23 protein-coding genes and 1 other RNA gene are annotated in these 25,363 nt (G+C 44.7%); 1 reads left to right on the forward strand and 23 read right to left on the reverse strand.

The annotated features are described in order from the left end of the window. Nucleotides 1–122 precede the first annotated feature (122 nt). The gene (locus NBH03_RS03740; protein ID WP_250797258.1) at nt 123–704 is read left to right on the forward strand and encodes a xanthine phosphoribosyltransferase; all 582 of its coding nucleotides are present in this window, start codon (nt 123–125) and stop codon (nt 702–704) included. Between the two features lie 354 nt (nt 705–1,058). Here NBH03_RS03740 and NBH03_RS03745 read toward each other — a convergent pair whose 3' ends face one another. The 23 genes from NBH03_RS03745 to rpoD form a co-directional block, all read right to left on the reverse strand. Beyond that, a complete protein-coding gene (locus NBH03_RS03745; RefSeq protein WP_250797263.1) occupies nt 1,059–2,078 on the reverse strand; it encodes a molybdopterin-binding protein in 1,020 nt (339 codons plus the stop codon). 2 nt (nt 2,079–2,080) lie between these two features. Further along, nucleotides 2,081–2,899, reverse strand: a complete 819-nt coding sequence (yqeB, locus tag NBH03_RS03750) for a selenium-dependent molybdenum cofactor biosynthesis protein YqeB (RefSeq protein ID WP_284703418.1) — start codon at nt 2,897–2,899, stop codon at nt 2,081–2,083. Beyond that, nucleotides 2,892–3,488 carry a nucleotidyltransferase family protein gene (locus tag NBH03_RS03755; RefSeq protein WP_178438213.1) on the reverse strand — a complete coding sequence of 199 codons (597 nt, stop codon included), beginning with the start codon at nt 3,486–3,488 and terminating at the stop codon, nt 2,892–2,894. The genes yqeB and NBH03_RS03755 overlap by 8 nt, the downstream gene beginning before the upstream one ends. Then, complete coding sequence (gene yqeC, locus NBH03_RS03760) at nt 3,481–4,224, reverse strand: selenium cofactor biosynthesis protein YqeC (protein ID WP_250797265.1); 744 nt, start codon at nt 4,222–4,224, stop codon at nt 3,481–3,483. The genes NBH03_RS03755 and yqeC overlap by 8 nt, the downstream gene beginning before the upstream one ends. Then, complete coding sequence (locus NBH03_RS03765) at nt 4,224–6,554, reverse strand: xanthine dehydrogenase family protein molybdopterin-binding subunit (RefSeq protein WP_015514013.1); 2,331 nt, start codon at nt 6,552–6,554, stop codon at nt 4,224–4,226. The genes yqeC and NBH03_RS03765 overlap by 1 nt, the downstream gene beginning before the upstream one ends. Then, nucleotides 6,551–7,009 carry a (2Fe-2S)-binding protein gene (locus NBH03_RS03770; RefSeq protein ID WP_015514012.1) on the reverse strand — a complete coding sequence of 153 codons (459 nt, stop codon included), beginning with the start codon at nt 7,007–7,009 and terminating at the stop codon, nt 6,551–6,553. The genes NBH03_RS03765 and NBH03_RS03770 overlap by 4 nt, the downstream gene beginning before the upstream one ends. Beyond that, nucleotides 7,003–7,824, reverse strand: coding sequence for an FAD binding domain-containing protein (locus NBH03_RS03775; RefSeq protein ID WP_015514011.1), 822 nt, complete (start codon nt 7,822–7,824; stop codon nt 7,003–7,005). Before NBH03_RS03775 ends, NBH03_RS03770 begins: the two co-directional genes overlap by 7 nt. Before the next feature lie 21 nt (nt 7,825–7,845). Next, complete coding sequence (locus NBH03_RS03780; RefSeq protein ID WP_015514010.1) at nt 7,846–8,679, reverse strand: Mrp/NBP35 family ATP-binding protein; 834 nt, start codon at nt 8,677–8,679, stop codon at nt 7,846–7,848. 209 nt (nt 8,680–8,888) lie between these two features. Next, on the reverse strand, nt 8,889–10,430 hold the full coding sequence (rny, locus tag NBH03_RS03785) for a ribonuclease Y (protein ID WP_117527955.1): 1,542 nt from the start codon (nt 10,428–10,430) through the stop codon (nt 8,889–8,891). Between the two features lie 142 nt (nt 10,431–10,572). Then, nucleotides 10,573–11,505: an AEC family transporter gene (locus tag NBH03_RS03790; RefSeq protein ID WP_250797274.1), complete on the reverse strand. Its 933-nt coding sequence runs from the start codon at nt 11,503–11,505 to the stop codon at nt 10,573–10,575. Further along, complete coding sequence (locus tag NBH03_RS03795; protein WP_250797277.1) at nt 11,496–12,128, reverse strand: regulatory protein RecX; 633 nt, start codon at nt 12,126–12,128, stop codon at nt 11,496–11,498. The genes NBH03_RS03790 and NBH03_RS03795 overlap by 10 nt, the downstream gene beginning before the upstream one ends. A gap of 5 nt (nt 12,129–12,133) precedes the next feature. After that, nucleotides 12,134–13,225 carry a recombinase RecA gene (recA, locus tag NBH03_RS03800; RefSeq protein ID WP_250797279.1) on the reverse strand — a complete coding sequence of 364 codons (1,092 nt, stop codon included), beginning with the start codon at nt 13,223–13,225 and terminating at the stop codon, nt 12,134–12,136. Between the two features lie 318 nt (nt 13,226–13,543). Continuing rightward, complete coding sequence (locus NBH03_RS03805) at nt 13,544–14,416, reverse strand: CPBP family intramembrane glutamic endopeptidase (protein WP_250797288.1); 873 nt, start codon at nt 14,414–14,416, stop codon at nt 13,544–13,546. Nucleotides 14,417–14,502: 86 nt separating this feature from the next. Beyond that, the gene (locus NBH03_RS03810) at nt 14,503–15,480 is read right to left on the reverse strand and encodes an ABC transporter permease (protein ID WP_250797292.1); all 978 of its coding nucleotides are present in this window, start codon (nt 15,478–15,480) and stop codon (nt 14,503–14,505) included. Continuing rightward, a complete protein-coding gene (locus NBH03_RS03815) occupies nt 15,458–16,399 on the reverse strand; it encodes an ABC transporter ATP-binding protein (protein WP_015514005.1) in 942 nt (313 codons plus the stop codon). The genes NBH03_RS03810 and NBH03_RS03815 overlap by 23 nt, the downstream gene beginning before the upstream one ends. After that, nucleotides 16,392–18,611, reverse strand: a complete 2,220-nt coding sequence (locus NBH03_RS03820) for a DUF8725 domain-containing protein (protein ID WP_250797296.1) — start codon at nt 18,609–18,611, stop codon at nt 16,392–16,394. The genes NBH03_RS03815 and NBH03_RS03820 overlap by 8 nt, the downstream gene beginning before the upstream one ends. Then, nucleotides 18,608–19,825, reverse strand: coding sequence for a sensor histidine kinase (locus NBH03_RS03825; protein WP_250797298.1), 1,218 nt, complete (start codon nt 19,823–19,825; stop codon nt 18,608–18,610). Before NBH03_RS03825 ends, NBH03_RS03820 begins: the two co-directional genes overlap by 4 nt. Continuing rightward, the gene (locus NBH03_RS03830; RefSeq protein ID WP_015514003.1) at nt 19,815–20,513 is read right to left on the reverse strand and encodes a response regulator transcription factor; all 699 of its coding nucleotides are present in this window, start codon (nt 20,511–20,513) and stop codon (nt 19,815–19,817) included. Before NBH03_RS03830 ends, NBH03_RS03825 begins: the two co-directional genes overlap by 11 nt. A 153-nt stretch (nt 20,514–20,666) precedes the next feature. Beyond that, nucleotides 20,667–21,032: RNase P RNA component class A (gene rnpB / locus NBH03_RS03835), an RNA gene on the reverse strand. Between the two features lie 45 nt (nt 21,033–21,077). Further along, nucleotides 21,078–22,739, reverse strand: coding sequence for a nucleoside kinase (locus NBH03_RS03840; protein WP_250797302.1), 1,662 nt, complete (start codon nt 22,737–22,739; stop codon nt 21,078–21,080). A gap of 33 nt (nt 22,740–22,772) precedes the next feature. Further along, nucleotides 22,773–23,555, reverse strand: coding sequence for a Nif3-like dinuclear metal center hexameric protein (locus tag NBH03_RS03845; RefSeq protein WP_250797306.1), 783 nt, complete (start codon nt 23,553–23,555; stop codon nt 22,773–22,775). Next, nucleotides 23,533–24,252 (reverse strand): tRNA (adenine(22)-N(1))-methyltransferase, encoded by a 720-nt coding sequence (locus tag NBH03_RS03850; RefSeq protein WP_250797311.1) that lies wholly within the window; start codon nt 24,250–24,252, stop codon nt 23,533–23,535. Before NBH03_RS03850 ends, NBH03_RS03845 begins: the two co-directional genes overlap by 23 nt. Before the next feature lie 13 nt (nt 24,253–24,265). Next, nucleotides 24,266–25,363 carry an RNA polymerase sigma factor RpoD gene (rpoD, locus tag NBH03_RS03855; RefSeq protein WP_117539431.1) on the reverse strand — a complete coding sequence of 366 codons (1,098 nt, stop codon included), beginning with the start codon at nt 25,361–25,363 and terminating at the stop codon, nt 24,266–24,268.

Genomic DNA, 25,363 nt, shown 5'->3' on the forward strand with positions numbered 1-25,363 from the left:
AAATTTATGATCAATCTGTGGATGAAATAGAGAGAAAATATCTTTTTTTTAGTGACAAATTGACTTTAATTGACGAATTTTATGTGCTATAATGTCATAAAAGAGTTGTGAGGTATAAAATAATGAAACTATTAGAGGAAAAGATACGATCCGAGGGTAAGGCTCTCAGCGAAACCGTTCTTAAAGTAGATGGCTTCATCAATCATCAGGTTGATCCTGTTTTGATGAGTGAAATTGGCAAGACACTTGCTTCTTATTACAAGGATAAAGGCGTTACCAAAGTATTTACGATTGAGAGTTCCGGTATTGCACCGGCTGTTTACACAGCCATGGAACTTGGTGTACCAATGGTGATCCTGAAGAAGCAGACATCCAAGATACTGACAGGCGATGTATTCCAGACCAACATCACTTCCTTCACAAAGGGAACCAGCTATGAACTGACATTATCTCAGAATTATATTCAGCCGGATGATGTTGTTCTTGTTATCGATGACTTCCTGGCTAATGGCGAAGCTGCCACCGGCGCAACACGCCTTGTTGAAATGGGTGGTGCCCGCATCGCAGGAATTGCCATCCTCATCGAGAAGGCTTTCCAGCGCGGTCGTAAGCGTCTTGAAGACAAGGGCTACGAAGTACGCTCCCTCGCCAGAGTATCCAAACTCGGACGCGGACTCATCGAATTCACAGAAGCCGACTTATAACATTCTCTGAAAGTTTTATATTTACTTATAGTGTACAAACGCCTGAACATAGAACAGCAATTGTCTTTGTTCAGGCGTCATTTTATTAGAATTCAAGATTCGTTCGCAAATTATTTATTGCGAACTGTCATCATCCGAGCATGCCATTTTCCTGCTAATCTAACTGTAAAACGTCAATAATTCTTCTGATAGAACATAAAAACAGCCATTCAAAAGCATGTGCTTACAACATGGCCGGTACTTAGGCGTCGTATTTTGACGCCTTATGTACCGCTGCCAATGTTGGGCAACGCGAGCGTGCATGCTTTGAATGGCTGTTTTTATGTTCTTCAAAAGTCCTGGACGTTTCGCCCCTTATTTGCCAAAATGGCAGTTTGGATAATGACATTCCGCACAGTTGCTGCACAGACCGCCATGTCCAAAGGCCGCAATATCTGCCATTGTGATCTTCTCTCCCGCCAGGATTCTCGGAAAGATCAGATCAAATACAGTTACTTTGGAATGCATGACGCATCCTGGAAGCCCCAGTACCGGTCTGCCGTCTGTATAATAGGACAAAAGGAACATAGCTCCCGGAAGCACCGGCGTACCATAAGTAATGATTTCACATCCCGTATCTCGAATGGCCGATGGTGTCAGATCATCAGGATCCACAGACATACCGCCTGTACAAAAGACCATATCAGCACCCTTATCCAACCAGTCTTTGATAGCCTGTTCAATCATCTCTTTATTATCCGGCACAAAAGTCTGACCGGCAACCGTACAATGATAGCCTTCCATTTTGCCTCTGAGGATTGGGCCGAATTTATCTTTAATACGATGATAATAAACTTCACTGCCCGTTGTCACAATACCGATATTAAAAGACTTCATTGGCTTCACTTCAATAATCTTATGGCCATCCAGAAGTTTTTTGGCCTCATCCAGTTTCTTCTGATCAATGACCAGCGGAATGACACGGGTTCCGGCAACAGCTTCACCCTTTTTCACTGGCAGATTATTGTGAAGACTGGCAAATGAAATCTCTCCCAGCATATTAAGCTGGAATAACCGTTCTGCATCCACCTTCAGAAGGCCGTCATGGGCTGCTGTAAAAGTAATCTTGCCTTCCTTGATTTCTCCAAAAGTCAGACCGTCTCCCATGGTAATATCTTTCAAAAAAGTAGCCGCATCATTTTCATGGACCATCCCCGGCAGATTTTCCCAGACATAAATATTATCCTTACCAAGGGACAAAAGCACCGGAATATCCTCTTCCTGAATAATATGTCCCTTCTTAAAACGACGTCCCTTAAATTCTCCAGGCAGAATCTGGGTAATATCATGACACAAAATAGACCCCACTGCCTCTTGAACAGGTATGCATTTCATAATTATTTTCTCCCTTCTCCGCTGCGAAGCCCATTTTCATAGATACAAATGGCCCGCAGAACACCGCCTGCAATGGCGCTTGCTTTATCTGAAATAGTAAAGCAATTCTCTCTTTCTGATAAACGTGGATCAATATCCGCAATCTTAAAATGCTCCGGTACCGGTAAGCCATCTCTTAGAATACCTCTGAGTACACCATCCAGTGTCGCATACACCGGTGCATCATCAACCTTCGCGATGAGATCGCCCTTTTTCACCAGATCTCCGATATGGGCAATACCATGGAAAACACCTGCATTCTCGGAATGAATGACACGCTCTTTGCCATAACCGCCGATAATACCCGGGATACCTGTATTGGCAATGGCCTGACCCTCCCGGATAATACGTCCGAGACGATGTCCTCTCTTTGTCTCAATGACCACATCAACATCCACGCCGGCAGTAAATCCCGGCCCCAGTCCAATGACATAATCCGCCATATCGATGGTGGTTCCGAGATTTCTCTTAGCAATAGCCGCATCCACAAAAGCAAAATGTGGTACTGCTTTGACTGCTTCTGCTTTTTCATCACAGATAATCGGGATAATCCCATCCTGCCAACAGGCCTCTGCCTCTGAAAACTGCGTAATTTTTCTGGCTTTGATCCCCTCAACCTCTGTCTCCCCATCATACATAGCCTCAGAAAAAGCAACACTTCTCCGAATAGCCGTCGGTTTTGCGATTTCAAGAACCAGTACCTGATACCCGCACTGATGCAGACAGCTGATGGTTCCTGTTGCCAGGTCTCCGCCGCCTCTGATAATAATCGTCTTATTCAACCCAATCTCCCCCTTTTACCTTCTCATAACCCTCAGGCGTATCAACATCCACGCCCTGTCTGATATTGTCAATGGGCACATAACAGACTCGATCCGGATGATTGCGTATGATGGTCCGTCCGCCATGGTCTCCTGTCAAAGCCAGTAATTCTGCTTTAAAAGCAGCCGGGAAATAAACCGGCTGCCCCGGACGGCTGCCATACCTTGGCACCACAATATGTGCTGCATCCGCATATTCCAGCAATTTTCCAATGGTATCCGATTTCAGCCAGGGCATATCGCCATTAAAAAACATCCATCCTGCCGATTGTGACGTTTTCTGTACCCCCAACACAACCGAATGGCTTTGTCCTATCTCAGGGCTGTCATTATCCACCGCCTGAAAGCCATTTCCAACTGCCAGCTGTGCAATGCTGTCAAATCCCGTCACAACAACAGTCTGCTCAAATCCCACCTGTCTGACCGCATCAAAAACATGTGCGATCATCGCTTTGCCTTCCACAGGCAGCAATAACTTATTGCACCCCATTCTTTTTGAAAAACCGGATGCCAATATTACAGCCGTTATCCCCGCTGTCGGATTATTCATTCTCCAGACACCCCGCAATCCATCCGTCTATGACACCTGATGTCACAGCAGCTTCGGCAATCTTCTTTGCAGACTGATAAAGCTGCGGATCATTTACTCGATTAAGTACCAGCCATCTGCTGCCAAGACTATGCCCAAAAAGGCCATTTTCCGCTATAATCAGCTGCAAGTAGGCTTTCTCTGTCATCACATCACCGGGTTCTAACCCTGTTATTGCAGTAAATTTCTCCATGCGATGCACCTTTGTCACATCAAGGATCTCTCCCAGACAATGCATCGGCAAAATACCAATGGTGGCTTCTGTTGCCGGAATAATGACCGGTTCATCTTCTCTCCAGCCCTTTAAGGGCTTTCGGTTGGATCCGTCTGCTTCTATCAAAAGCAGATCACTTTCTTCCAGTGCCTGCCCTAACATCTGCTCGCCCAGATCCCAGATTTTGCCTGACGGAAGAATACGTTCCGTATAAAAACAAATAGGAGCCGCCTGCCTCTTCGCATCTCCCTGCCCGTCAGACGACACAACAGCCGGAGAACAGCCTTGATATTCCCACTGCCCATCCGGAAGACACATTTTTGTTGAAGCAGCAACTCCCACTTGATATAATCTGGCATAATGCATGGCCGCCTGACGGATCAATGTTGTTTTGCCGCCGGAACCGACGACTGAAAACACCCTGCAGCCATGCCTATACAGCGGATCCAGCAATTCTTCAACATGAATCCGATACTCTTTCATTATTTCCGTTTCTCCAGTTCGTTCTTCATCATACCCATCTTGACCTTTTCAGGTGTGATCGGCAATGATGTGACACGTACACCGCAGGCATTATAAACAGCTTCTGCAATGGCCGGTCCCGGTGTATTGATAACAATTTCACCGATGGACTTTGCTCCGTAAGGTCCTGTTGGTTCATAACTGGATTCAAATTCAACACGGATCTTCTTCACATCCACACGATTCGGGATCTTATACTGCATAAAGGAATCTGTCATCATACGACCTTTGGCATCATACTGAACGTCCTCATACATGGCCAGACCGATACCCTGACAGATACCGCCCTCTGTCTGTCCGCGGACAATATTGCTGTTGATGATCGTACCGCAGTCAACAACACCCACATAATCTACAATGTCAAACTTACCTGTTTCTTTGTCCAGTTCAATCTCAACAAAACCAGCCATCAAAGGCGGCGGTGACACTGGACTTGAATAAAAACCTGTGCCGTTTAAATAATTACCATCGCTTGTGCCGGCACAATGCACGGCTATATCATGAAGGGCTATTGTCTTGCCCGTTGACACTTCCATCACTCTGCTGCCGTCAAAGTAAAATTTTTTCGGATTCACCTTGTCTGTCTCATCAAGAAAACGTTCCGGATACATCATCTTCGCTCCGGCAGTGATAATCTTGTTCTTCAGGTCACAGGCTGCATTATAAACAGCCATACCTGTCACATAGGTTGTGCTGGAGGCATAAGATCCTGGGTCAAAAGGTGAAATATCTGTATCTACACCTGCAACAATAAACTGATCAATGTCAGCCAGCAGCGTTTCAGCCGCAATCTGGGTCATAGATGTATCACATCCGGTTCCCATATCCGTTGCACCAATCTTCAGTGTATAGAAGCCATCATCATTGAGCTTGATCTCAGCACCGGCTGTATCTACATTTGAAATACCCGAACCCTGCATGGAAATAGACATACCGACAGCTCTGACTTTTGTCGGACTAATCTCTTTGCATGGATATTTCTCGTCCCATCCGATCATGTCCCGACCACGCTGGATACAACGATCCAATGCACTGCTGTTAAGGGGTTCATTGTAATAAGCCGGCATGATTTCGCCCATACGCAGCATATTCTTCTCTCGAAGCAGCAATGGATCCATATTCAGCATATGTGCCAGTTTATTCACAGTGGATTCCAGTGCAAACTGCCCCTGTGTCGCACCATAGCCCCTGAATGCAGCCGCAGGCATCATGTTCGTGTAAACACCGCGGTATTTGAATCGATGGGCTCTCGCCTGATTGTACAGAGGGATTGCTTTATGACCGGACAGACCAATGGTCGTTGTACCATGTTCGCCGTAAGCACCCTGGTTAGACAATGTATCCAACTCAATCACATGGATATTGCCCTCTTTATCTGCGCCGACACGGACTTTGATGCACATCTGATGACGGCTGTTGGAACAGGAAAATGTCTCTTTTCTGGAATAGATCATCTTCGCTGCCTTGCCGGTCTTCAAAGTCACAATCGCCGGGTAATATTCGGAAACAATGGTCTGTTTGGCTCCAAAACCACCGCCGATTCGAGGCTTCACAACACGGATTCTGGACTGTGGAATCTGAAGTGCTCTGGCAAGGGATCTTCTGACATGGAAAGGCACCTGCGTTGAAGATACCACAACAAGACGATTCATATGATCCAGATAAGTATAAGTTCTGAAAGACTCCATCATACACTGTTCCTGAGCCTGAACTTCATATTCGCCCTCCGCGATGACTTCGCTCTCAGCAAATTCCTTCTCCACATCCCCGTGCTCTTCCACGCCATCAACAACAATATTACGCTTATTGTCCGCATTGAAGCTTGGAATATGCATGAAATAATCATCATAATTATGCACAATCGTTGGATTATCCACAGCTTTTTTATAATCCAGGACCGGCTCAAGGACTTCATATTCAACCTTGATCATCTTCAGTGCCTGTTGGGCTGCTTTCTCATTGTTGGCAGCCACTAATGCCACTTCGTCACCCACATAACGGACATATTCATCTAGGATCAGGCGGTCATAAGCCGAGCATTCCGGATAAGTCTGTCCGGCATTGGTAAATCTCACATGTGGGACATCCTTGTACGTCAGAACACATTCAACACCCTTAACCAGCATTGCTTTGCTTGTATCGATGGATTTGATCCTTGCGTAAGCATAAGGGCTCCTGAGGGCCAGAACTATCAGACACTCATTCGGAGCCAGGTCATTGGTATAAAGAGGCTTGCCTTTGATGATCGGCATACCATCCAGTTTCTTTACAGGCTGGCTGACATATCTCATGCTTCTACCTCCTCATCCACATACTGTCTGATGGCACGCATCTGTCCCATATATCCGGTACATCTGCAGAGATTGCCCTCCAAATAGTGACGAATCTCATCATCTGTCGGATGATCCAGTTCTTTCTTCATGGCAACAACATTCATAATGAGTCCCGGACTGCAGAAACCGCACTGTTCTGCGCCTTCGCCCACCAGATACTTACCGAAAGCTTCCGCTTCATCCTGAATACCTTCCAGTGTCGTCACATGTCGTTCATTCACTCTGGCTGCCGGAACAGAACAGGACAGCACCGGTTTGCCGTCCAGCCATACGGTACAAAGACCGCAGTTGGTCGTATCACAGCCGCATTTGACACTCTTGCAGCCAGCATCTCTGAGTACTTCCAAAAGCATGGCATCAGGCTGGCAATGCACTTTTCTCTTTTCTCCATTGATAAAAATATGAACTAGCATGCCATCACCTCCCTGACTGCCTTACCTAAGAGCACTTTGCCAAGAATACGTCTGTACTCTGCGCTTGCCCGCATATTACTTGTAAACGTCACTTCACTGACGAGGATTTCTCCTGCTTCTTGAATAACAGCTTCAACATCTTCCGCTTTCAATGCATTCTGTGACAATTTGTCACTCAGAAAAGCCGCTGTCTTCTCCGCCCTGATGGCTTTCGGTCCTCTGGCTCCCACAGTCACAATCCACTGTCCTGCTTCTGTCCTGCTGGCTGCAAGATTCAGAATAGGAAAATCCCCTCTGGAATTGCGAAACATCTGATAAGAGGACTTCCGTCCGTCTTTCTTGATCACGATCTTCTCAATGATCTCCTTTTCATAAGGCATCGTCATAAATGTCTCCAGCGAAATGCTTCCTCTCTTGTAGAGTACGACAGATGTATCCAACGCCAAAAGCGGTGTCAGAAAATCCGAAAAACCAAAACGGCCGTAGACAGAACCGCCCACTGTCACCGTATTTCTAAACTGTGTACCGATAATAGAAGAAACTGAGTCGGCGATCACACCGTTAAAATATTTCTTCAGAATATCACAGGTTTCCACACTACGATAAGAAGTCATGGCCCCGATCTCTATCTGTTCGTCATCTTCTCTAATGTAATCAAGACCACATTTTGTCAGATCAACTGCGATATTAATTCTTTTTTTCCCTAATCGTAACCATGCACATCCGCCAAGGATCTGATTGCCTTTTCTGGATTTCAGTATTGTATAGGCCTCGTCCAGTGTCTCAGGCATGGCATATTCTCTGATAGTAAACATGTTCTCTCCCTTTAGTGTGAATTAGTTTAAAGATGACAGGTATTTCACCATTGCATCCAGATAAGGATGATCGAATTCCTCAATCTTGCCGGCATCACATAAAGCTGCAATGGACGGATCGATTGGAAGACTTGCATAGGATGGAATAGAAAGTTCCTTAGCTGTCTGTTCTCCCTTGCCTTCACCGTAAATATAAATCATTCTGCCGCAATCTGGGCAAAGCAAGTAACTCATATTCTGAACAAGACCAAGTACCGGTACATTCATCATCTTCGCCATATTATAAGCTTTCTTGACAATCATTTCTACCAGTTCCTGAGGAGACGTAACAATGATAACGCCATCCACCGGCAGAGACTGGAAAACTGTCAGAGGAACATCCCCGGTGCCCGGAGGCATATCAACAAGAAGATAATCCAGATCTCCCCAGATAACTTCATTCCAGAACTGTTTCACCACGCCTGCAATAACAGGGCCTCTCCAAATAACAGGATCTTCTTCATTGTCCAACATCAGATTGACAGAAATAATCTTGATGCCTTCCGGTGTCTGTGCAGGAAATACACCTTTATCATTGCCCACAGCCTTCTCATGAATACCAAATACCTTCGGGATAGATGGTCCTGTAATATCCGCATCCAAAACACCGACTTTATATCCCTGTCTGTGCAGTTTCACTGCCAGTTCTGATGTAACCAGTGACTTGCCGACACCACCTTTACCGCTAACAACACCGATCACATGCTTAATATGACTGTACTGATTGGCTGGTTCCTTCATATCTGCTGCTTTTCTTGATGAACATCCCTCTACGGAACATGAACTGCAGCTTGATTCATTACATGTTTCACTCATTATATTTACACCCTTTCTTCTTTTCAACATATACTACCACTATATCACATTTCACTTTTTCTGCAAAGTACTAACATTTTCCCAAGTATACATAAGATTATCACATAAAAAGAGGCAGAATCCTGATCACTGATCTATTCTGCCTCTATTATTCCCTATCAAAGTTTATAAACAAATCGTTTGTCGGATATACACTCACTCAATGCAAGTTATTTCGCATATTCCATTACTCTTGACTCTCTGATTACATTTACTTTAATCTGGCCCGGATATTCAAGCTCCGCTTCAATCTGCTTCGCAATATCTCTTGCAAGTAAGATCATATCTGCATCACTTACCTGCTCTGGAACTACCATTACACGAATCTCTCTACCTGCCTGAATTGCAAAAGATTTCTCAACACCCTTAAAGCTGTTGGTAATATCTTCTAATTGATTCAATCTGTTTGTGTAGGTTTCAAGTGTTTCACGTCTTGCACCAGGTCTTGCAGCAGAAATAGTATCTGCGGCCTGTACAATACATGCAATCAACGATGTCGGTTCAACATCACCATGATGTGATTCAACAGCATTAATAACAATCGGTGACTCTTTGTACTTCTTACATAAATCAACGCCAATCTGGATATGAGATCCTTCCATCTCATGGTCAACAGACTTGCCAATATCATGCAATAATCCCGCACGTTTCGCCATACGAACATCAACGCCGATCTCAGCTGCCAGTAAACCTGATAACTGAGCTACTTCGATAGAATGCTTCAGCGCATTCTGACCATAGCTTGTTCTGAACTTCATCTTACCCAGGAGACGTACAAGTTCCGGATGAATGCCATGTACACCAACTTCCAGTGTTGCTGCTTCACCTTCCTCGCGAATCATTGTCTCGACTTCCTTCTGCGCCTTCTCTACCATTTCTTCGATTCTGGCCGGATGGATACGTCCATCGACAATTAATTTCTCAAGGGCAATTCGGGCAACTTCACGACGAATCGGGTCAAAACTGGAAAGAATAACGGCTTCCGGTGTATCATCAATAATCAGATCAACACCTGTCATCGTCTCAAGTGTACGGATATTACGGCCTTCACGACCGATAATACGTCCCTTCATCTCGTCATTCGGAAGCGGAACAACGGAAATCGTTGTCTCAGCAACATGGTCAGCTGCACATTTCTGGATTGCGGTAACCACGTACTCTTTGGCTTTCTTTCCTGCCTCTTCCTTTGCCCTGGTTTCAAGTTCCTTCACTAACATTGCTGTTTCATGTTTCACTTCATCTTCCACAGTCTTCAGAAGATAATCTTTTGCCTGTTCGGAGGTCAAACCTGAGATTCGTTCAAGTTCCTGTACTCTCTTTTCGCTCAGAGCATCCACTTCAGCCTGACGTTTGTTCAGCTTGTCTTCTCTTGAAGTCAGCTGGCTCTCCCTCTTCTCAAGTGAATCTGCCTTTCTGTCAAGTGCTTCTTCCTTAGCAAGAACACGCTTCTCAAACTTCTGCAGTTCAGAGCGACGTTCCTTACTCTCTCTCTCCAGTTCGTTCTTGTTTCTTAAAGTTTCTTCCTTAAGTTCCAACAAACCTTCTCTTTTCTTGGTCTCTGCAGCTTTCAAAGCCTCATCAATAATGTTACGGGCCTTTTCTTCTGCATTGCCAATCTTCTCAGCTTTATCTTTATTGCTTTTGATCAGATAAAGTCCAGCTAAAATGAGGAGAATGCCAAGAACAAGCACAATAATAGCTATTACTGGCACAGGAGCACCTCCTTATTTAATTTCATTGTATTAGAATACAACACTTAAATTTTATACTTTTTTTGAACTTATGTCAAGTATCCTATGCATAAAACCCCTTGAATTGTCAAAATTTTGTGACTATTTATCTTTGGTTAAAACATTAACACAGCACTTGATAAATCATGATCACCACCGGCATTGTAATGATACAGCACAAAGTTGACAGTATATTGATCTTTCCTGCCGGAACAGCATCATTGTCCGCAATCTCTGCAAACTGTGCAATAGATGAAGCTGTCGGTGCTGCTGCTGCCAACAGTGAGATCAGCAATACACTTTTCGTCTGGGGAAATCTGGATGTTATCCCCGTCAGGCGCACGCAAAAGATCATGATCATCGGCAGAATGATCAGACGCAGAATCGTCACCAGCCATATCTTCCTTCCTTTAAATACATCCAGCAGATTCTCTTCGGCCATAATAAACCCTACATTCAGCATACTTAAAGGTCCGATCAGGCTGCCCAGCTGAGTCACTGTATGGTGCAGCGGTCCCGGAAGCTGGATACCCAGTAAAAAGAAGATCAGGCCTGCTACCATTGCTATGATATTGGGATTCAGCAAAATCTTCTTCAATTGAACATTCTTATTCCCGGTGATCAGATTATAGGCATGGATCCAGAGAAGAGCTGTCTGGGTACAATTGTAAGGGCTCGTATACAGCACATATTCCGAACCGAGTATATTATTCACCAACGGAATGATCATATTGCCTGTATTCGCATAAGTAACCGATGTCTGTTCTGAAGCTGACAAATGAAAAATCTTCTTGCACACAGAAGCTGCCCATATAAAAACCGCCAGTGCAATGCAAGCTGCTGCAAATCCAACCACAAGGCCAAAAAGTTTCTCTGAAGAATATTCAATCTGAAAAGAATCAAATACGATACACGGCGCTGACACATAGAGAACAATGGAAGCCAAAACCTTTCTGCCGCTTTTCGGCACAACATTCAGCTTGCGTACCACATAGCCTGTCAATACCATTAACAGAAGCGAAAAAATCTGCTCTGCCAAAAGAATACTCAATTCCATGTTGTACCTTCCTCCAATTCATCTAAATGCCGGATCACATGTTGAATGTCACTGTACCCATATCCCTTGCGCATCAGTGACTGGATCAGCTTCTGTCTGTCCTTATCTGTCAGCGATTCTATCTGCTCTGCTGAAGAAAAACGTCTTCGGATCTCTCTTGCAATCCCCATTTCATCTGTCCAATCTGCCTCTTCCATCGCCTCCTGGATCACTTCATCTGAAAGTCCTTTCTGCCGCATCCTACTCACCATCATCTTCCGGCTCATCGTGTCCTTCCGACTCCCGATCATCTGTCTTGCATAACGTGCATCATCAAGATAATGATAGGCCGATACGTACTCAATGCCTTTCCCTGCAAAAAACTCACTGTATCCCTTATCTCTCAACTTTCGATAAAGCTCTACCTCAGCATAATCCCGCTTCACAAGAAGATTCATCGCTGTGCGTGCCGCTTCACGGCTGACATACTGTAAAAGGGCCTGTTCCTCCGAGTCATCCAGCACCATTTCTTCTTCCAGATTCCACTCTCTTATCTCCTTGTCCGTGAACACAAATGCAGGTTCCCCATCCAAGGAAACCCGCATCTTATGTCGTGTCACAGACTCAATCGCTGTAACTGTCATTATTCTTATTCATTCTCCGTCACTGTCTCAGAAGCAGTCACATCAGAACCCTTTTTCACACTGTCTGATCTCTGACCGCCTACATTTTCATCGTTTCCTTCTGCCTCCAGACCAAAGTGCGCACGAACCTTATGTTCGATTTCTTCCATAATCTCTGGATTCTCACGGAAATAGTTCTTCGTATTCTCACGACCCTGGCCAATCTTGGCATCATTATAAGAATACCACGCGCCGCTCTTGTTGACAATCCCTGTATTGGCTGCCAGATCAAGAATATCACCTTCTCTTGATATGCCCTTACCAAACATAATATCAAATTCCGCTTCCTTAAACGGCGGTGCCACTTTATTCTTCACAACCTTCACACGTGTACGGTTACCGACGATCTCTCCGCCTTGCTTAATCGCTTCAATACGACGGATATCCATTCGGATCGATGAATAGAATTTCAGTGCACGGCCGCCGGTTGTCGTCTCAGGACTGCCAAACATAACGCCGACCTTCTCACGCAGCTGATTAATAAAAATAACAATACAATTGGACTTACTGATGATCGCTGTCAACTTTCTGAGCGCCTGGGACATTAATCTTGCCTGAAGACCCACATGAGAATCGCCCATATCGCCATCAATCTCCGCCTTCGGAACCAGTGCCGCAACAGAGTCCACAACGATAATATCCACAGCACCGGAACGAACCATCATCTCAGTGATCTCCAGTGCCTGCTCGCCATTATCCGGCTGTGAAATATAAAGATTGTCAATATCTACACCAATCCTGCGGGCATAAGAGGGATCCAAGGCATGTTCAGCATCGATAAATCCTGCAATACCGCCTCGCTTCTGCACTTCTGCAACCATATGTAATGTCACTGTGGTCTTACCGGAAGATTCCGGTCCGTAGATCTCTACAACACGTCCCTTCGGAAGGCCGCCAAGCCCCAGCGCAAGATCCAGACTCAAAGAACCGGTGGGAACCGTCTCCACATCCATGTTCTTGCTCTTGTCCCCGAGCTTCATGATCGCACCCTTGCCAAAATCCTTCTCAATCTTTGAAATCGCTGCATCCAAAGCTTTCAACTTTTCACTGTTATCCATCCCAAAATCTCCTTTATTCTCTGACAGCCAACCGGCCTTAATGACTCTGATTCATTATATATGATCACACATCTTTCATGCGTTTTGTGAACATTCGTTCTTCGAACTAATGTTTATATTACACTATCTTGTCTGAAAAGTCAATGCCATTTTCAAATGTTCAGTCATTCCCTGACATTAAAAGTATAGCATACTCAAAAATATACGGCAATCATCATTCATTGACGAATCACGACCCTGATAGATGGACAAAAGGCACTTATACCTCAAAAAAACGGGAAATTTCCTGTTGAAATTTCCCGTTTTCAATACGCCTGCTTAATCTTCCTGCGCTCCGGCAGCTGCATCTGCATTATTCAGATAGATTCTCCTGGCTGCAACATGTCCGTCCACTGCCCATAACAGTAAAAGACATACCGCTGCTGCTGCAATTCCTACTATAAACACTCTCCCTCTGTCCGCAAAGGAAGGGTTCACATACGAGAGTCCCAGCGACATGAGATTAGCTGAGACATGAACCAGCACTGGTGCCTTTAATGAACCGTATTTCTCATACACATACGCAAATAAGACACCGGTTGCAAAGCCATAAATTCCCTGAACGACATTGCCGTGAAAGGCAGCAAACAGAAGTGCCGACAGGCCAATGGCCAGATTCACATTGCAATACTGACGCATCCGCATAAAGATCAGACCGCGGTAAATAAGTTCCTCACATATAGGAATGATCATGCCGATGCCAATAATCTGTATTACAAAAGGACCTGAAAACAGCAGCTTCTGGGACTGTTCGAAGTTCTCAGATACCTCTGTCAGATTCGTCAAATTGATCAGAAGATTGCCTGCCAGAGAAACGAGTATACCAATCGGGATCAAGAGTCCCCACCATGGCCATGCAGTGCTCTTCCTTTCAAAGACAAAGCGTCTTTTTCTGTAGTCTTTAAAATACATCCAAAGCAGGATCAATATACTGAAAAACGCTGCCACAGTCTGCAGCAATACCGCATACTGAATCAGTTTATCAGACAAAACTACCGTAAATTTCTCAAAATCCCCTGATGAATACTCTCCGCCCATTGAAAATCTCAAATAAGCAGCTGCCGCAAGATCAACTATATAACATATCGCAAGATATATCAGCTCCGGCGTAATCAGACGCCATAATCTCTGAAACCAGCTTTCCTGTGTCACTTTACCAAACTCCTTTTATCTCAAATGAATATCCAAAGATACCTTTCATCTGTTATACACGATTCGTAAAGGTAATGCAACTGATTTTATTGAGATTTATGCTTTTTTAATATTTTATTGCCCGCTTTAAAGCGTTCATTCTGAGGATCCAGGTATTTTGTCGACAAAGCTGTCATAATGATGATGAAAACAGCCTGAACAGATACGCTGACAGCAAGCCAGTGTTCAACTACCACCTGTGCCGCTCCCATTCGATGCAATAATTCCTCCACTATGCCGATTTCTCCTATCTGATGAGAAATAAGCATACCATAGGTAATGGCCGGATTCAACAGCCAGAGGTAGATAATTCCGGCAACTGCATGCACTGTAGACACCTCCGTACCCATATCTACCTCGCTGCTGTATGCACAGGAAATATCCGACACAGAGGCTGTCACCGAAAACTGCCCAAATCCGCCGCCAAAAACCATATTAAGGAGAAGAACCAGCAAACCGGTTCCTATTGTCAAAACAATCAGCAAACCATAAGCCGATATAGAAGCATAAGTTGTCTTTTTGAAACGGCAGGAACAAAAAACACCGATACTTCCGGCAAACAGAATAAAAAATCCCACATAGGCTGCTGACTGATAAAGTAATCCCAGCTGCATGCCGCCATACATAGATGTCACCGCTAAAATTGGAATGCTTGTCACAACAAGCAGCACTGCCATACTGATACAAGACAGCAGTTTGCCCGTAACAATCTCCCTTACCGTCATCCTTGATGACAGCAGAATGTCCAGCGTCTGACGTTCCCGCTCACCGGCAATGCTGCCACCGGCTGCCGATGGTACAAAAAGACAGAGTAAAACCACTTCTATAGTCAGGACAACAACATAAAGTATCATCATTGAATGATACGGATTTCCGCCGCTGTTAATATAGTTCTGTCGAATGCCATATAAAGCAATCAAAGCAACAACCGACAGAATACTGTTAAAAATCACAGCCAGCACCGGAAGCTGCATTGATCTGGCCGACATCTTCAGTTCATTTTTATAGACCGGATTCATGCGCATGTTCTTTCACCTCCCGGTCCGTAATCTGCATAAATAACGTCTCAAGACTGCTTCTGTCTCTGCCGAAGGAATAAACCGGAATATCTGCTGCCATCAGTTCATGAAGCAGCATAACCTCATCTTCCCGTTCACCCTTAAAGACTGCCTGAATCTCATTTTCATTATAAGAAAGCGTCTCCACCATTTCATTCTGTCTGATCAGACGGATCGCATCTTCCTGTCTTCCTGCCGTACGGATAACAAGCGGAGAAGCCGTGATCATGTGATACTCAATCTCATCCACGCTGCCTTCCATCACGCATCTTCCTTCATCAATAATACAAATGTTCGTACACATTTCTGAAAGATCGGAAAGAATATGCGAACTGATCATGATAGTTCTGCCTTCTTTTCTCAATTGTCTGATAATTTCCTTGAATTCATAACGGGCTCTTGGATCAAGACCTGACGCCGGTTCATCAAGAATCAGCAGTTTCGGGTCATGAATCATACATCTTGCCAGACAAAGGCGCTGCTTCATGCCTCTTGAAAGGCTGTCTACATATGCCTCTTTCTTCTCTGTCAGCCTTACAAGCTCCAGAAGCTGCCTGATCTTTTTCTCTGTTTCTTCCTTATCAAGACCATAAATAGAAGCAAAAAAGGCCATATATTCTTTTACTCTCAGCCTGTCATAGACACCAAAGAAATCCGGCATATAGCCGATCAGCTCTTTATGTCTGGCATCGATATCTTCACCATCGATCAGAATCTGTCCGCTGTCAGCCTTCAGCAAACCGGCAATAATACGCATGGTTGTTGTCTTGCCGGCTCCGTTCGGTCCCACAAACCCATACACCGCACCCTCATTAATCTTCATATTCAGGTTTCTGAGAACCATATGATTGTCAAAAGCTTTATACAGATGTCGGATCTCAATCATTCTCTTCGCCTCCTGACACGGTAAATACAGGCATATAATGATCTTCATTGGCATCTGCTGCCTGAACATGCGCTTTGATCTTACCGTCCTTTGCAATATAATTCTTCAGATCATCTTCTGCCATCTCGTCACTGTCCCGAAACACTGTATCATATACCCCGGTCGAAAGATTATAAAACGAAACGCTCATACCTGCATCCGGATTCAGCCACTTCAAATACAGTTCACCAGACAGCCTTTCAACCACATAAGACACATTCAGCATATCTGTTCCATAAATCATATAACTGTCCGTATCATAAGCATAAAGCTCCTCTTCACTCTCCGGTTCTTCCGGTCCGATCAATGCTTGTGTTGCCCATCCGCTGCCGCTGTCGGCTATCGCCGTCTTCTCTTTGATCAGTGTTATGCCGTCTACGGACGCGATATCTTCACTGATCTGCACACCGATATCATAATCCATAGAAAAACCGCCCACAATATCATCCGCAAGTGTCATACTTGATGCAGATGTAATATTGCCGATCAAATCGCTCATCACAGCCGAAACTGCAGCTGTATTGCCTTCATTCTTCATCTCCCAGGTATCTAAGACATCATTCCGGCTCTTTACCAACTGGGCTTCTTTCAGATGATCCAAGATGATTGTCTGACCGGCATCAAGATCACCGAGCTGGAACAGCAGCCCCTTATGAATAATAAACGCATCATGTAGATTCCACGGTGTTGTATTCGTCACCGTTCCAGTCAATTCACCTCGATAATAAGCCGCATCCACATCTATTCCACCCTCAGAATTCAGAATCCGCTCATTAGAAAAATGGTCTTCATCAAAGGTTGCCGCACTGTTTACCATAACATCTGTCCTTGTATCTGAAACAGACATGGCCACGTTATATTCTGCATCTCCGAATTTTTCTTTCAGCGCCGTCAACCTGTCATTCTGATCATCATACAGCAAATACATATCATTCAGAAGCTTCAGATTATATTTGCTATCGATACTAAACACAGAGCGACCTTTATTCGGACTGATCAGAACAAGCTTTGTCTGCTCAATGTTTGCCTCCTCCGTTATATCAACAACAGAATAATATCGTATAAACGGTTCTGCATAACGGACACTGCTGCCCGCTTTATATACAATCACCGAAAATAATACCGCCAGACACGGAATCCACAGCCACATATATTCCCGCTTATCTCTTTTTTTCAGGATCATATAGACCGCCGGTCCTATACATAAAATATAAATCAGCAAAATAACGAAATAAATCGTCACCGGAGGTAATTTACTGGCAATATCATAATTAAGGATGGACTGGACATTCCAGTAATATCCGCTATAGTCTCCCGCGATCAATGCATGGATGCCATCCGTTCCAAACAAATTTCTGACAGATTTAAGAAACATGATGCCATTCCACTCAGATGCATCATAAACAAGAATCCGACCCTTGCCCCAATCCACCAGACCGTTGTCATCCGGCATCTTATGGATCATATTCTGACAGCACGCTTTTTCCATCATTGCATATCCGCCGCACATAATCCATTCGGAAACATTCTCCCAGGTGCTTTCCGACACGACTTTATCCAAAATCAGAAGATTGATATTCAGTTGCTTGATATTCGCCAGTTCTTCGTCTGTCATCTGTCTGGACTTCATGGTAATATCACCGGAAATGTTGGTTGTTTCATACTTAAATCTGGATTGATCAATGACAGCCAGTTTCTGTGCATCATCCGTATAAACACCTGCTGCCACTTTCGTTGTGATGTCCGGTGATACCTGGAAATCCGTAATCTTTTGACACAGCAATTGTCCATCCTTATCCAGGAAATCTACACGCAAAGGGACATGATACGGTGTCCCATCATAAGCAATATTGGAAAGCTTGAGATAAATATCCTGGGTTTCCCCGCTCTTGATATGCACGGTTCTTCCCACAGCAGACACATAACTGCCGTCAGTGCATTCATAACGAAGGATCTTTAATGTTCCCTCGAAGTCATCACCATGATTCGTCACCTGCATCCGAACACTGCATCCGGTCACATCCGTAAACTGAATATCCCCGTCAATCTCCGCTGTATTCACTGTGAATCGATCACTATCTATATATGCCTCATCTGCCAGGACATAAACAGCCGGAATCAATATCAGAAGCAAAACAACAACTAAACCTATTCTGTTTCGTACACCTGTCATGCCACCACCCCATTCTGATATGCCCCTGCCGTCGGAAGTACGACCTCAAATACTGTTCCCTCAAAGGAACTTCTGGCAGAAATACTTCCTCCATGACTCTCTACAATACTTTTTGCTATGGCAAGCCCCAACCCTGTGCCTTCACTGGAAGGCTGTCTGGAAGCATCTACTTTGTAAAACTTCTCAAAGAGAAATGGCAGATTCTCAGCTGGGATCACACTGCCGTAATTAACAATCTGAATTTGGATCTGTGTATTCTCTGTTAATGTACGAATTCGGATCATCTTGCCATATCGGCCGTATTTGATGGCATTGCCCAACAAATTATCAAATACGCGCACAAGCTGTTCCCCGTCTGCCATGATCATGCAACTGTCGGCATCTGTCTCCAGCAGACATTCCAGCTCGTTCTCTTTGAATGTGGGATAAAGTTCGTCCGCTTCCTGTTCAAGCATTTTGATGACATCAATCTTCTCCATACGCATTGGCATACCGCCATAACTGATTTTTGTGAAGCTGAACAGTTCATTAATCAGTTTCTCAAGCTTTCGAGCCTTCTCCCATGTAATCTTCAGGTATTCTGATCGTTGTTTTTCCGAAAGATCCGGCATATTGTTGACAATATCGATATAACCGATAATAGATGTCAGCGGCGTTCGGAGATCATGGGCCACATTCGTAATCAGCTCATTCTTTGTCTCCTCCGCTTCCTGTTCTTTTTGCTTCATCGCCTCAACAGTATCCGCCATCCGGTTGATGCTGTCTGCGATGCTTGAAAATTCATCATGATAACGCACATCAATTCTATGAGAAAAATCTCCATCCGCCATTGTGCAGGCTCCCTGCAGAATATTCATCATATATGCCATCACACGACGCGTCAAAAGAAAAAATACCATCAAAAAAATAATCAGTGCCAGTATGATCAGTACAATGATCAGCTGCACCTTGATACCCACACCAAATATCCTGTAAAAAATATCCGATTCACCGAGCATACTCTTTGTTGATGCGTGAATCTGGTTGTTGATCATATAATTGCTGCTGTGTGCATGAAGATTTATTTTTTCATTCAATCCATAATCACTGACCAGTATGCGCGAACGAATACAAAACAACAGCACTGCCATATCCACCAAAACGGCCGCCAGCAGACTGATACATGTATAAAGCATAATGCGAATTCTAAAACTTTCTGTTAATTTAACCTTCAATCTTGTATCCCACTCCCCAGACTGTCTTGATCAACTGCGGTGATCTCGGATTCTTCTCAACCTTTTCCCTCAGCCGACGCATATGTACCATCACCGTATTATTCGCTTCATACAGCTTCTCATTCCAGACATTTTCATAAATCTCATCTGTACTGAAAACACGTCCCGGATGACTTGCCAACAATTGAAGAATATTAAATTCAATCGGAGTCAGTACAACATCCCGGCCATCCACCGTTACCCGATGCTTCTTCGTATCAATGACCACATCCTGCACTTCGATCATATTGCTGTCCGGCACCACTCCCGGATTCAGCTCCAGATAACGTCTCAGCTGAGACTTCACTCTGGCCAGTAATTCCATCGGATTAAAAGGTTTGATCATATAGTCGTCCGCTCCGACACTTAAGCCGAGAATCTTGTCCACATCTGCCGATTTGGCACTTAATATAATAATCGGAATATTCCGGCATGTACGAATTCTACGGCACATCTCAATGCCGTCAATCTGAGGCATCATGACATCAATGATCGCCAGCTTAATATCATATTTCTGCAGCAACGCCAAACCATCCACTGCATTGTACGCTTTATGGATCTTATAGCCTGTACTTGACAGATAGATCTCTACAAGATTCGCAATTTCCTTATCGTCATCTACTACCAGTATTTCAATTTGTTCAGCCATTGTCTCTCTCCTCTTTTTTTGCTGTTTTTATTCTAACACAGCCGCAGCCGTTAAGTCCTTACAAAAACCTTAACATACTCTGAAAAGAAAAGGGGGCCGACGCTTCACTAATCTCTGTTAGTAAAAGCGACAGCTCCCTCTATGAATCCTTATGATGTAAGCCTGTCTGTAAGCCGAGTTATGTGAATCCGGGAAACCGGAAACGATAATCATCTATCTAGCCCTGCTGTTGCCAGCAGGATCGAGCGACCTACCCTAAAACACGCCGGGCCGACGTATCGTCTTATATGCGGTCTTGCTTCCGAGTGGGGTTTACAGAGCCTCCTCTGTTACCAGAGGAGCGGTGAGCTCTTACCTCGCCTTTCCACCCTTACCTGACGAAGCAGGCGGTTTATTTCTGTTGCACTGGCCTTGGAGTCGCCTCCACCGGACGTTATCCGGCACTCTGCCCTGAGAAGCTCGGACTTTCCTCACCTGCGGTCTTTCGACGCTTGCAGCCGCGATTATCCGACAGACTTACGTTCCCTATCATATCACATTCATTTTCAAATGTAAACTGTTTTATTATCCGACATTAAAGCAGCTGCCGCCGATAAACTCTCGAAGTATGGAATTCTGTGGAACATTTTCACTGCTCGACCCAAGAAAATATCCCAGAAACTTGATAAGGTATTTGGCCGTCTCGTACTCCGGCTGATCTTCCCTGACGGAAAAAAGCAGCGGTTCCGCATACTGTTTCAAAATAGCCAGTTCATAGATCAGGACGGAATTGAACATGACATCACAGTTCTCCTGATAAGGGAATATATTCTCATCTTCCCCCCGGCGGACAGATTGCCACATAGAAATCGTCTTTGCCGCATTTGCACCGCGTTTGGCCGCATCACGAACAATACGCCGCAAAAGCCTTGCATCGGTTGTCGGTATCCGATTATGTTCATCAATGTTCAACTGGGTCAGGGCACTGATATAAATCTTGAATTTATTCTCCTTGTCAATAGAATAGGTCATGGCATCATTCAATGAATGAATACCTTCTATCACAAGTACATCCCTATCTCCAATCTGGAGTTTCTCGCCGCTCATCTCCCGTTTGCCGGATACAAAGTTGAAAATCGGAAGTTCCACTTCTTCTCCTGCCAGAAGTCCCTGCAGATCCTTGTTCAGTTCTTTGATGTCTAATGCTTCAAGACATTCAAAATTAGGCTTGCCGTACGCATCAAGAGGTGTATCCTCTCTGTTGACGAAATAATTGTCAACAGGAATCGGATGCGGTCTCAGGCCATGGGCCCGAAGCTGAATAGATAATCGGTGTGAAAATGTTGTCTTTCCCGACGACGACGGTCCGGCGATCAGAATGATCCGCTTGCCGCTCTCAATTATATTCTCTGCAATCTCTGCGATTTTCTTCTCCTGCAATGCCTCCTGAACAAGCATAAGTTCAGGAAAGCTGCCGTCTGCCAGTGCATTATTAATATCTGCTACCGTACGCACACCCAAAAGTTCTCCCCACCGGGTTGACTGCTTCAAAACATTGAATAATTTCTCAGGCGGTTCAAAGGCATCCACTTTTTCCGGTGCTGAAGGTTCCGGCATCTGCAGAACAAATCCATCATCATACAGATACAGATCAAAATAGCGAATATAAGCTGTATTGGATGCCATATATCCATAAAAATAATCAATAGTATCCTCCAACATATAAATATTGACCCTGGAACTGCGGCGATAGTGAAAAAGATTCACTTTGTCGTACATTTTATGTTCTCTGAACATTTCAATTGCTTCCCGCTTCGGCAAAGATTTCTTGATGATCGGCATCTTTGCCTGCTGAATCTCCATCATACGCGTCTTCACCTTGTCCAACAGCCTCTCTGTCACCGCTGTATCTGACACCAGTTCACAATAATACCCTCTGTCAAGTGAATACTGTACAGTCAGACGTTCAAAATTATCTCTGCCCACTACATCCTGAAATGCCTTCAGCATCATCATGCTGGCTGTTCTCCGGTAAACTTCATTGCCGACAGCTTCTCCTGTTGTGATAAATTCAATCTCTGCATCTCTGTCCATGCAACTGTTCAGCTCTGCCAGCTTACCGTCCACACGGGCAAGGATAATATCATGCGGATAATCTTCCTGAAAATCCCTGCTAATAGCCTCCAGCGTTGTTCCGGCCTCATATGTAAAGCAGCCTTTGCCTGTTTTTAAATGAATCTTTGACATACTCACATCCCCCATATATACCAAACACTCTCTCTATATGACAAAAAACGGTGACTGATTGTCGTCTGTGACTGTCTGAATCTCCGGACAATTTTCTTTCAACCATTGTTCCATATACGGCACAAAAATATGTTCAAGTCCATGATGCCCTGCATCAATCACACAAATTTCTTTCTCGACACAGTCAATACCGTAATGATGATCCACATCTCCTGTAATAAACACCTGACTGCCCGCCTTCAGGACATCGGCATCCATCCCCTTTCCGGATCCCGGGCACATGGAAATCTTTCTGACTGTCGTCTCCGGATCTCCATAACATCTTACCTGCGGCAAATCAAAGGCTTTTCTGACCAGCGCCGCCAGTTCTGCCAGCGTCAGCTCATCGTCAAGTGTTCCCGAAGCCCCAATGCCCTTTAACCCGCTTTCCGTCTCCCGGACCATCGCCAGCGGCATTCGGTTCTTCAACCCTAGCCTGTCTGCAGCAATATCTGCCATCACTGCCACATCAAAATTGGTATGCATAGCGAAATAATTGATCTTGTTTTCAATCATCATCATCAGTCGGTGACCAATAAAATCTTCATCTCTGATAGATTTAATGGCTGAAAACAGAAGCGGATGATGTGTCAGAATCATATCACAGCCGCACTGTACAGCTTTTTCAACTGCTCCGCCATCAGCATCCAGCGCTATGTATACTTTATGGACTTCTCTGTCGGCACTCCCCACAAGAAGTCCGGGATTATCCCAACTCTCCGCATATTCCGGCGGTGCCAGTTTTTCCAGTTTCTTAATCAGGTCTCTGCTCTGCATTTTCATCCACCATCCTTGTTATCGTCTCATTTATGATCTGAAGCTCATGCAAAAGTTCCTGCTGCCGTTCATGACTCTTCTCAGATGTCTTGTCCTTAAGCGCCAACAGCAGTTTCTCTTTGACCGCTTTTTGTTTCTCAAGGTATTCTTTCAATACCGGATTCTTTTCATTGATCAGAAATCTGCCATAGATATCTTCTGCCTCTGTATAAATCCTCTCTTCACCATGAAGCACCCGCATCACAACGTAATATTTGCCTTCATCGATCAGCATCTTTTCCTGTACGATCTGAAAACCATGCTGATGCAGAAACTGCCGGACTTTGTCCAGATCGGACTGCGGCTGCAGGATACATTCGCTGACACTCTGAAGTACCTTAAGCCCCGCTTCCAGGATACGGATCGTCAGCAATCCGCCCATTCCTGCAATAATCACTGTATCAGCCTCTCCCGGTTTCAGCATAGCTAATCCGTCCGACAAACGTGTTTCTATTCTGTCGCTGCACCCGAATCTGACAATATTCTCACCAGCCCTGGCCAATGGCCCCTTTCGCACATCCATTGCAATCGCATGATCTGCTTTATTCTGTTCAACAAGATAGATTGGCACATAGCCATGATCTGTACCAATATCCGCTATTCTTCCTCCAGGCGTCACCATATCAGCCACGGCCTGCATTCGTATTGATAACTGCATCTGTTCACCCCGCCTACTGATTCAAATAGCCCTCAAGGCCTGCAGACTTACCAGACTGACGCAGCTTGCGAAGGGCCTTCGCCTCTATCTGCCGGATACGTTCACGGGTAACATGCAGTTCCTGACCTACCTCTTCCAATGTATGTTCCTTGCCATCGTCCAGACCAAAACGCATTCTCAGCACTTTCTGTTCACGCTCATTTAACTTGTCAAGGACACTTCTGATATCATCCTTAAGCTGTCCAAATGCGGCTTCATCCGAAGGCAGCGGCGTATGATCATCTTCGATAAAATCAGCCAGATGGCTCTCCTCTTCGCTTCCGACCGGTGTCTCCAGAGAAACCGTCTCCTGAGCCAGCTTCAAAATCTCCCGTACTCTGTTTACATCCATATGCACATTCTCGGCAATTTCTTCCACAGACGGCTCTCTGCCCAGTTCCTGTGTCAATGAACGCTGAACCTTTGTGAGCTTGTTCATTGTCTCCACCATATGCACCGGAATACGGATCGTCCTTGCCTGATCTGCAATAGACCGGGTGATTGCCTGACGAATCCACCAAGTCGCATATGTGCTGAATTTATAGCCTTTAGTATAATCATATTTCTCAATCGCTTTGATCAGGCCCACATTGCCTTCCTGAATCAGATCCAGAAACTGCATACCGCGCCCTACATACCGCTTCGCAATGCTGACGACAAGGCGAAGATTAGCTTCTGCCATCTTCTTAGCCGCCTGCTTGCTGCCTTCTTTCATCTCTTTGGCAAGTTCAACTTCCTCTTCCGGTGTCAAAAGTGGAATATTCCCAATCTCTTTGAGATACATCCGGACCGGATCATTCGTTCCGATTCCCTCCGGTACTGAAATATCATTCGGATCAATCTCCTCTTCCGCCTCATCAAGCATTCTGCGATCCGGTTCATCGTTGCTTCGATCTACAAAAATGCCGTTTGATTCAAGATAATCATAAATCTTCTCCATTTGCTCTTCTGTCAGCGGCATATGACCAAAGAAATCACTGATCATATCCGATGTCAGCTCCTGTTCCCTTTCTTTTGCAAAAGGAACCAGTTCTTTTAGTTTATCCATAAAAAACGCCATATTTTCGTCCAT

Source organism: Coprococcus intestinalis (assembly GCF_023656595.1).
GTDB classification, from domain to species: domain Bacteria; phylum Bacillota; class Clostridia; order Lachnospirales; family Lachnospiraceae; genus Coprococcus_A; species Coprococcus_A intestinihominis.

Coding starts and splice junctions, on each gene's coding strand:
- NBH03_RS03790 (WP_250797274.1), bottom strand. CDS start 11,505: ATGGAATTGAGTATTCTTTTGGCAGAGCAGATTTTTTCGCTTCTGTTA.
- NBH03_RS03755 (WP_178438213.1), bottom strand. CDS start 3,488: ATGAATAATCCGACAGCGGGGATAACGGCTGTAATATTGGCATCCGGT.
- NBH03_RS03795 (WP_250797277.1), bottom strand. CDS start 12,128: ATGACAGTTACAGCGATTGAGTCTGTGACACGACATAAGATGCGGGTT.
- NBH03_RS03810 (WP_250797292.1), bottom strand. CDS start 15,480: ATGCGCATGAATCCGGTCTATAAAAATGAACTGAAGATGTCGGCCAGA.
- NBH03_RS03765 (WP_015514013.1), bottom strand. CDS start 6,554: ATGAGATATGTCAGCCAGCCTGTAAAGAAACTGGATGGTATGCCGATC.
- NBH03_RS03775 (WP_015514011.1), bottom strand. CDS start 7,824: ATGTTTACTATCAGAGAATATGCCATGCCTGAGACACTGGACGAGGCC.
- NBH03_RS03815 (WP_015514005.1), bottom strand. CDS start 16,399: ATGATTGAGATCCGACATCTGTATAAAGCTTTTGACAATCATATGGTT.
- rpoD (WP_117539431.1), bottom strand. CDS start 25,363: ATGGACGAAAATATGGCGTTTTTTATGGATAAACTAAAAGAACTGGTT.
- NBH03_RS03770 (WP_015514012.1), bottom strand. CDS start 7,009: ATGCTAGTTCATATTTTTATCAATGGAGAAAAGAGAAAAGTGCATTGC.
- NBH03_RS03745 (WP_250797263.1), bottom strand. CDS start 2,078: ATGAAATGCATACCTGTTCAAGAGGCAGTGGGGTCTATTTTGTGTCAT.
- NBH03_RS03780 (WP_015514010.1), bottom strand. CDS start 8,679: ATGAGTGAAACATGTAATGAATCAAGCTGCAGTTCATGTTCCGTAGAG.
- NBH03_RS03850 (WP_250797311.1), bottom strand. CDS start 24,252: ATGCAGTTATCAATACGAATGCAGGCCGTGGCTGATATGGTGACGCCT.
- yqeC (WP_250797265.1), bottom strand. CDS start 4,224: ATGAAAGAGTATCGGATTCATGTTGAAGAATTGCTGGATCCGCTGTAT.
- NBH03_RS03830 (WP_015514003.1), bottom strand. CDS start 20,513: ATGGCTGAACAAATTGAAATACTGGTAGTAGATGACGATAAGGAAATT.
- NBH03_RS03820 (WP_250797296.1), bottom strand. CDS start 18,611: ATGACAGGTGTACGAAACAGAATAGGTTTAGTTGTTGTTTTGCTTCTG.
- NBH03_RS03840 (WP_250797302.1), bottom strand. CDS start 22,739: ATGTCAAAGATTCATTTAAAAACAGGCAAAGGCTGCTTTACATATGAG.
- recA (WP_250797279.1), bottom strand. CDS start 13,225: ATGGATAACAGTGAAAAGTTGAAAGCTTTGGATGCAGCGATTTCAAAG.
- NBH03_RS03740 (WP_250797258.1), top strand. CDS start 123: ATGAAACTATTAGAGGAAAAGATACGATCCGAGGGTAAGGCTCTCAGC.
- NBH03_RS03845 (WP_250797306.1), bottom strand. CDS start 23,555: ATGCAGAGCAGAGACCTGATTAAGAAACTGGAAAAACTGGCACCGCCG.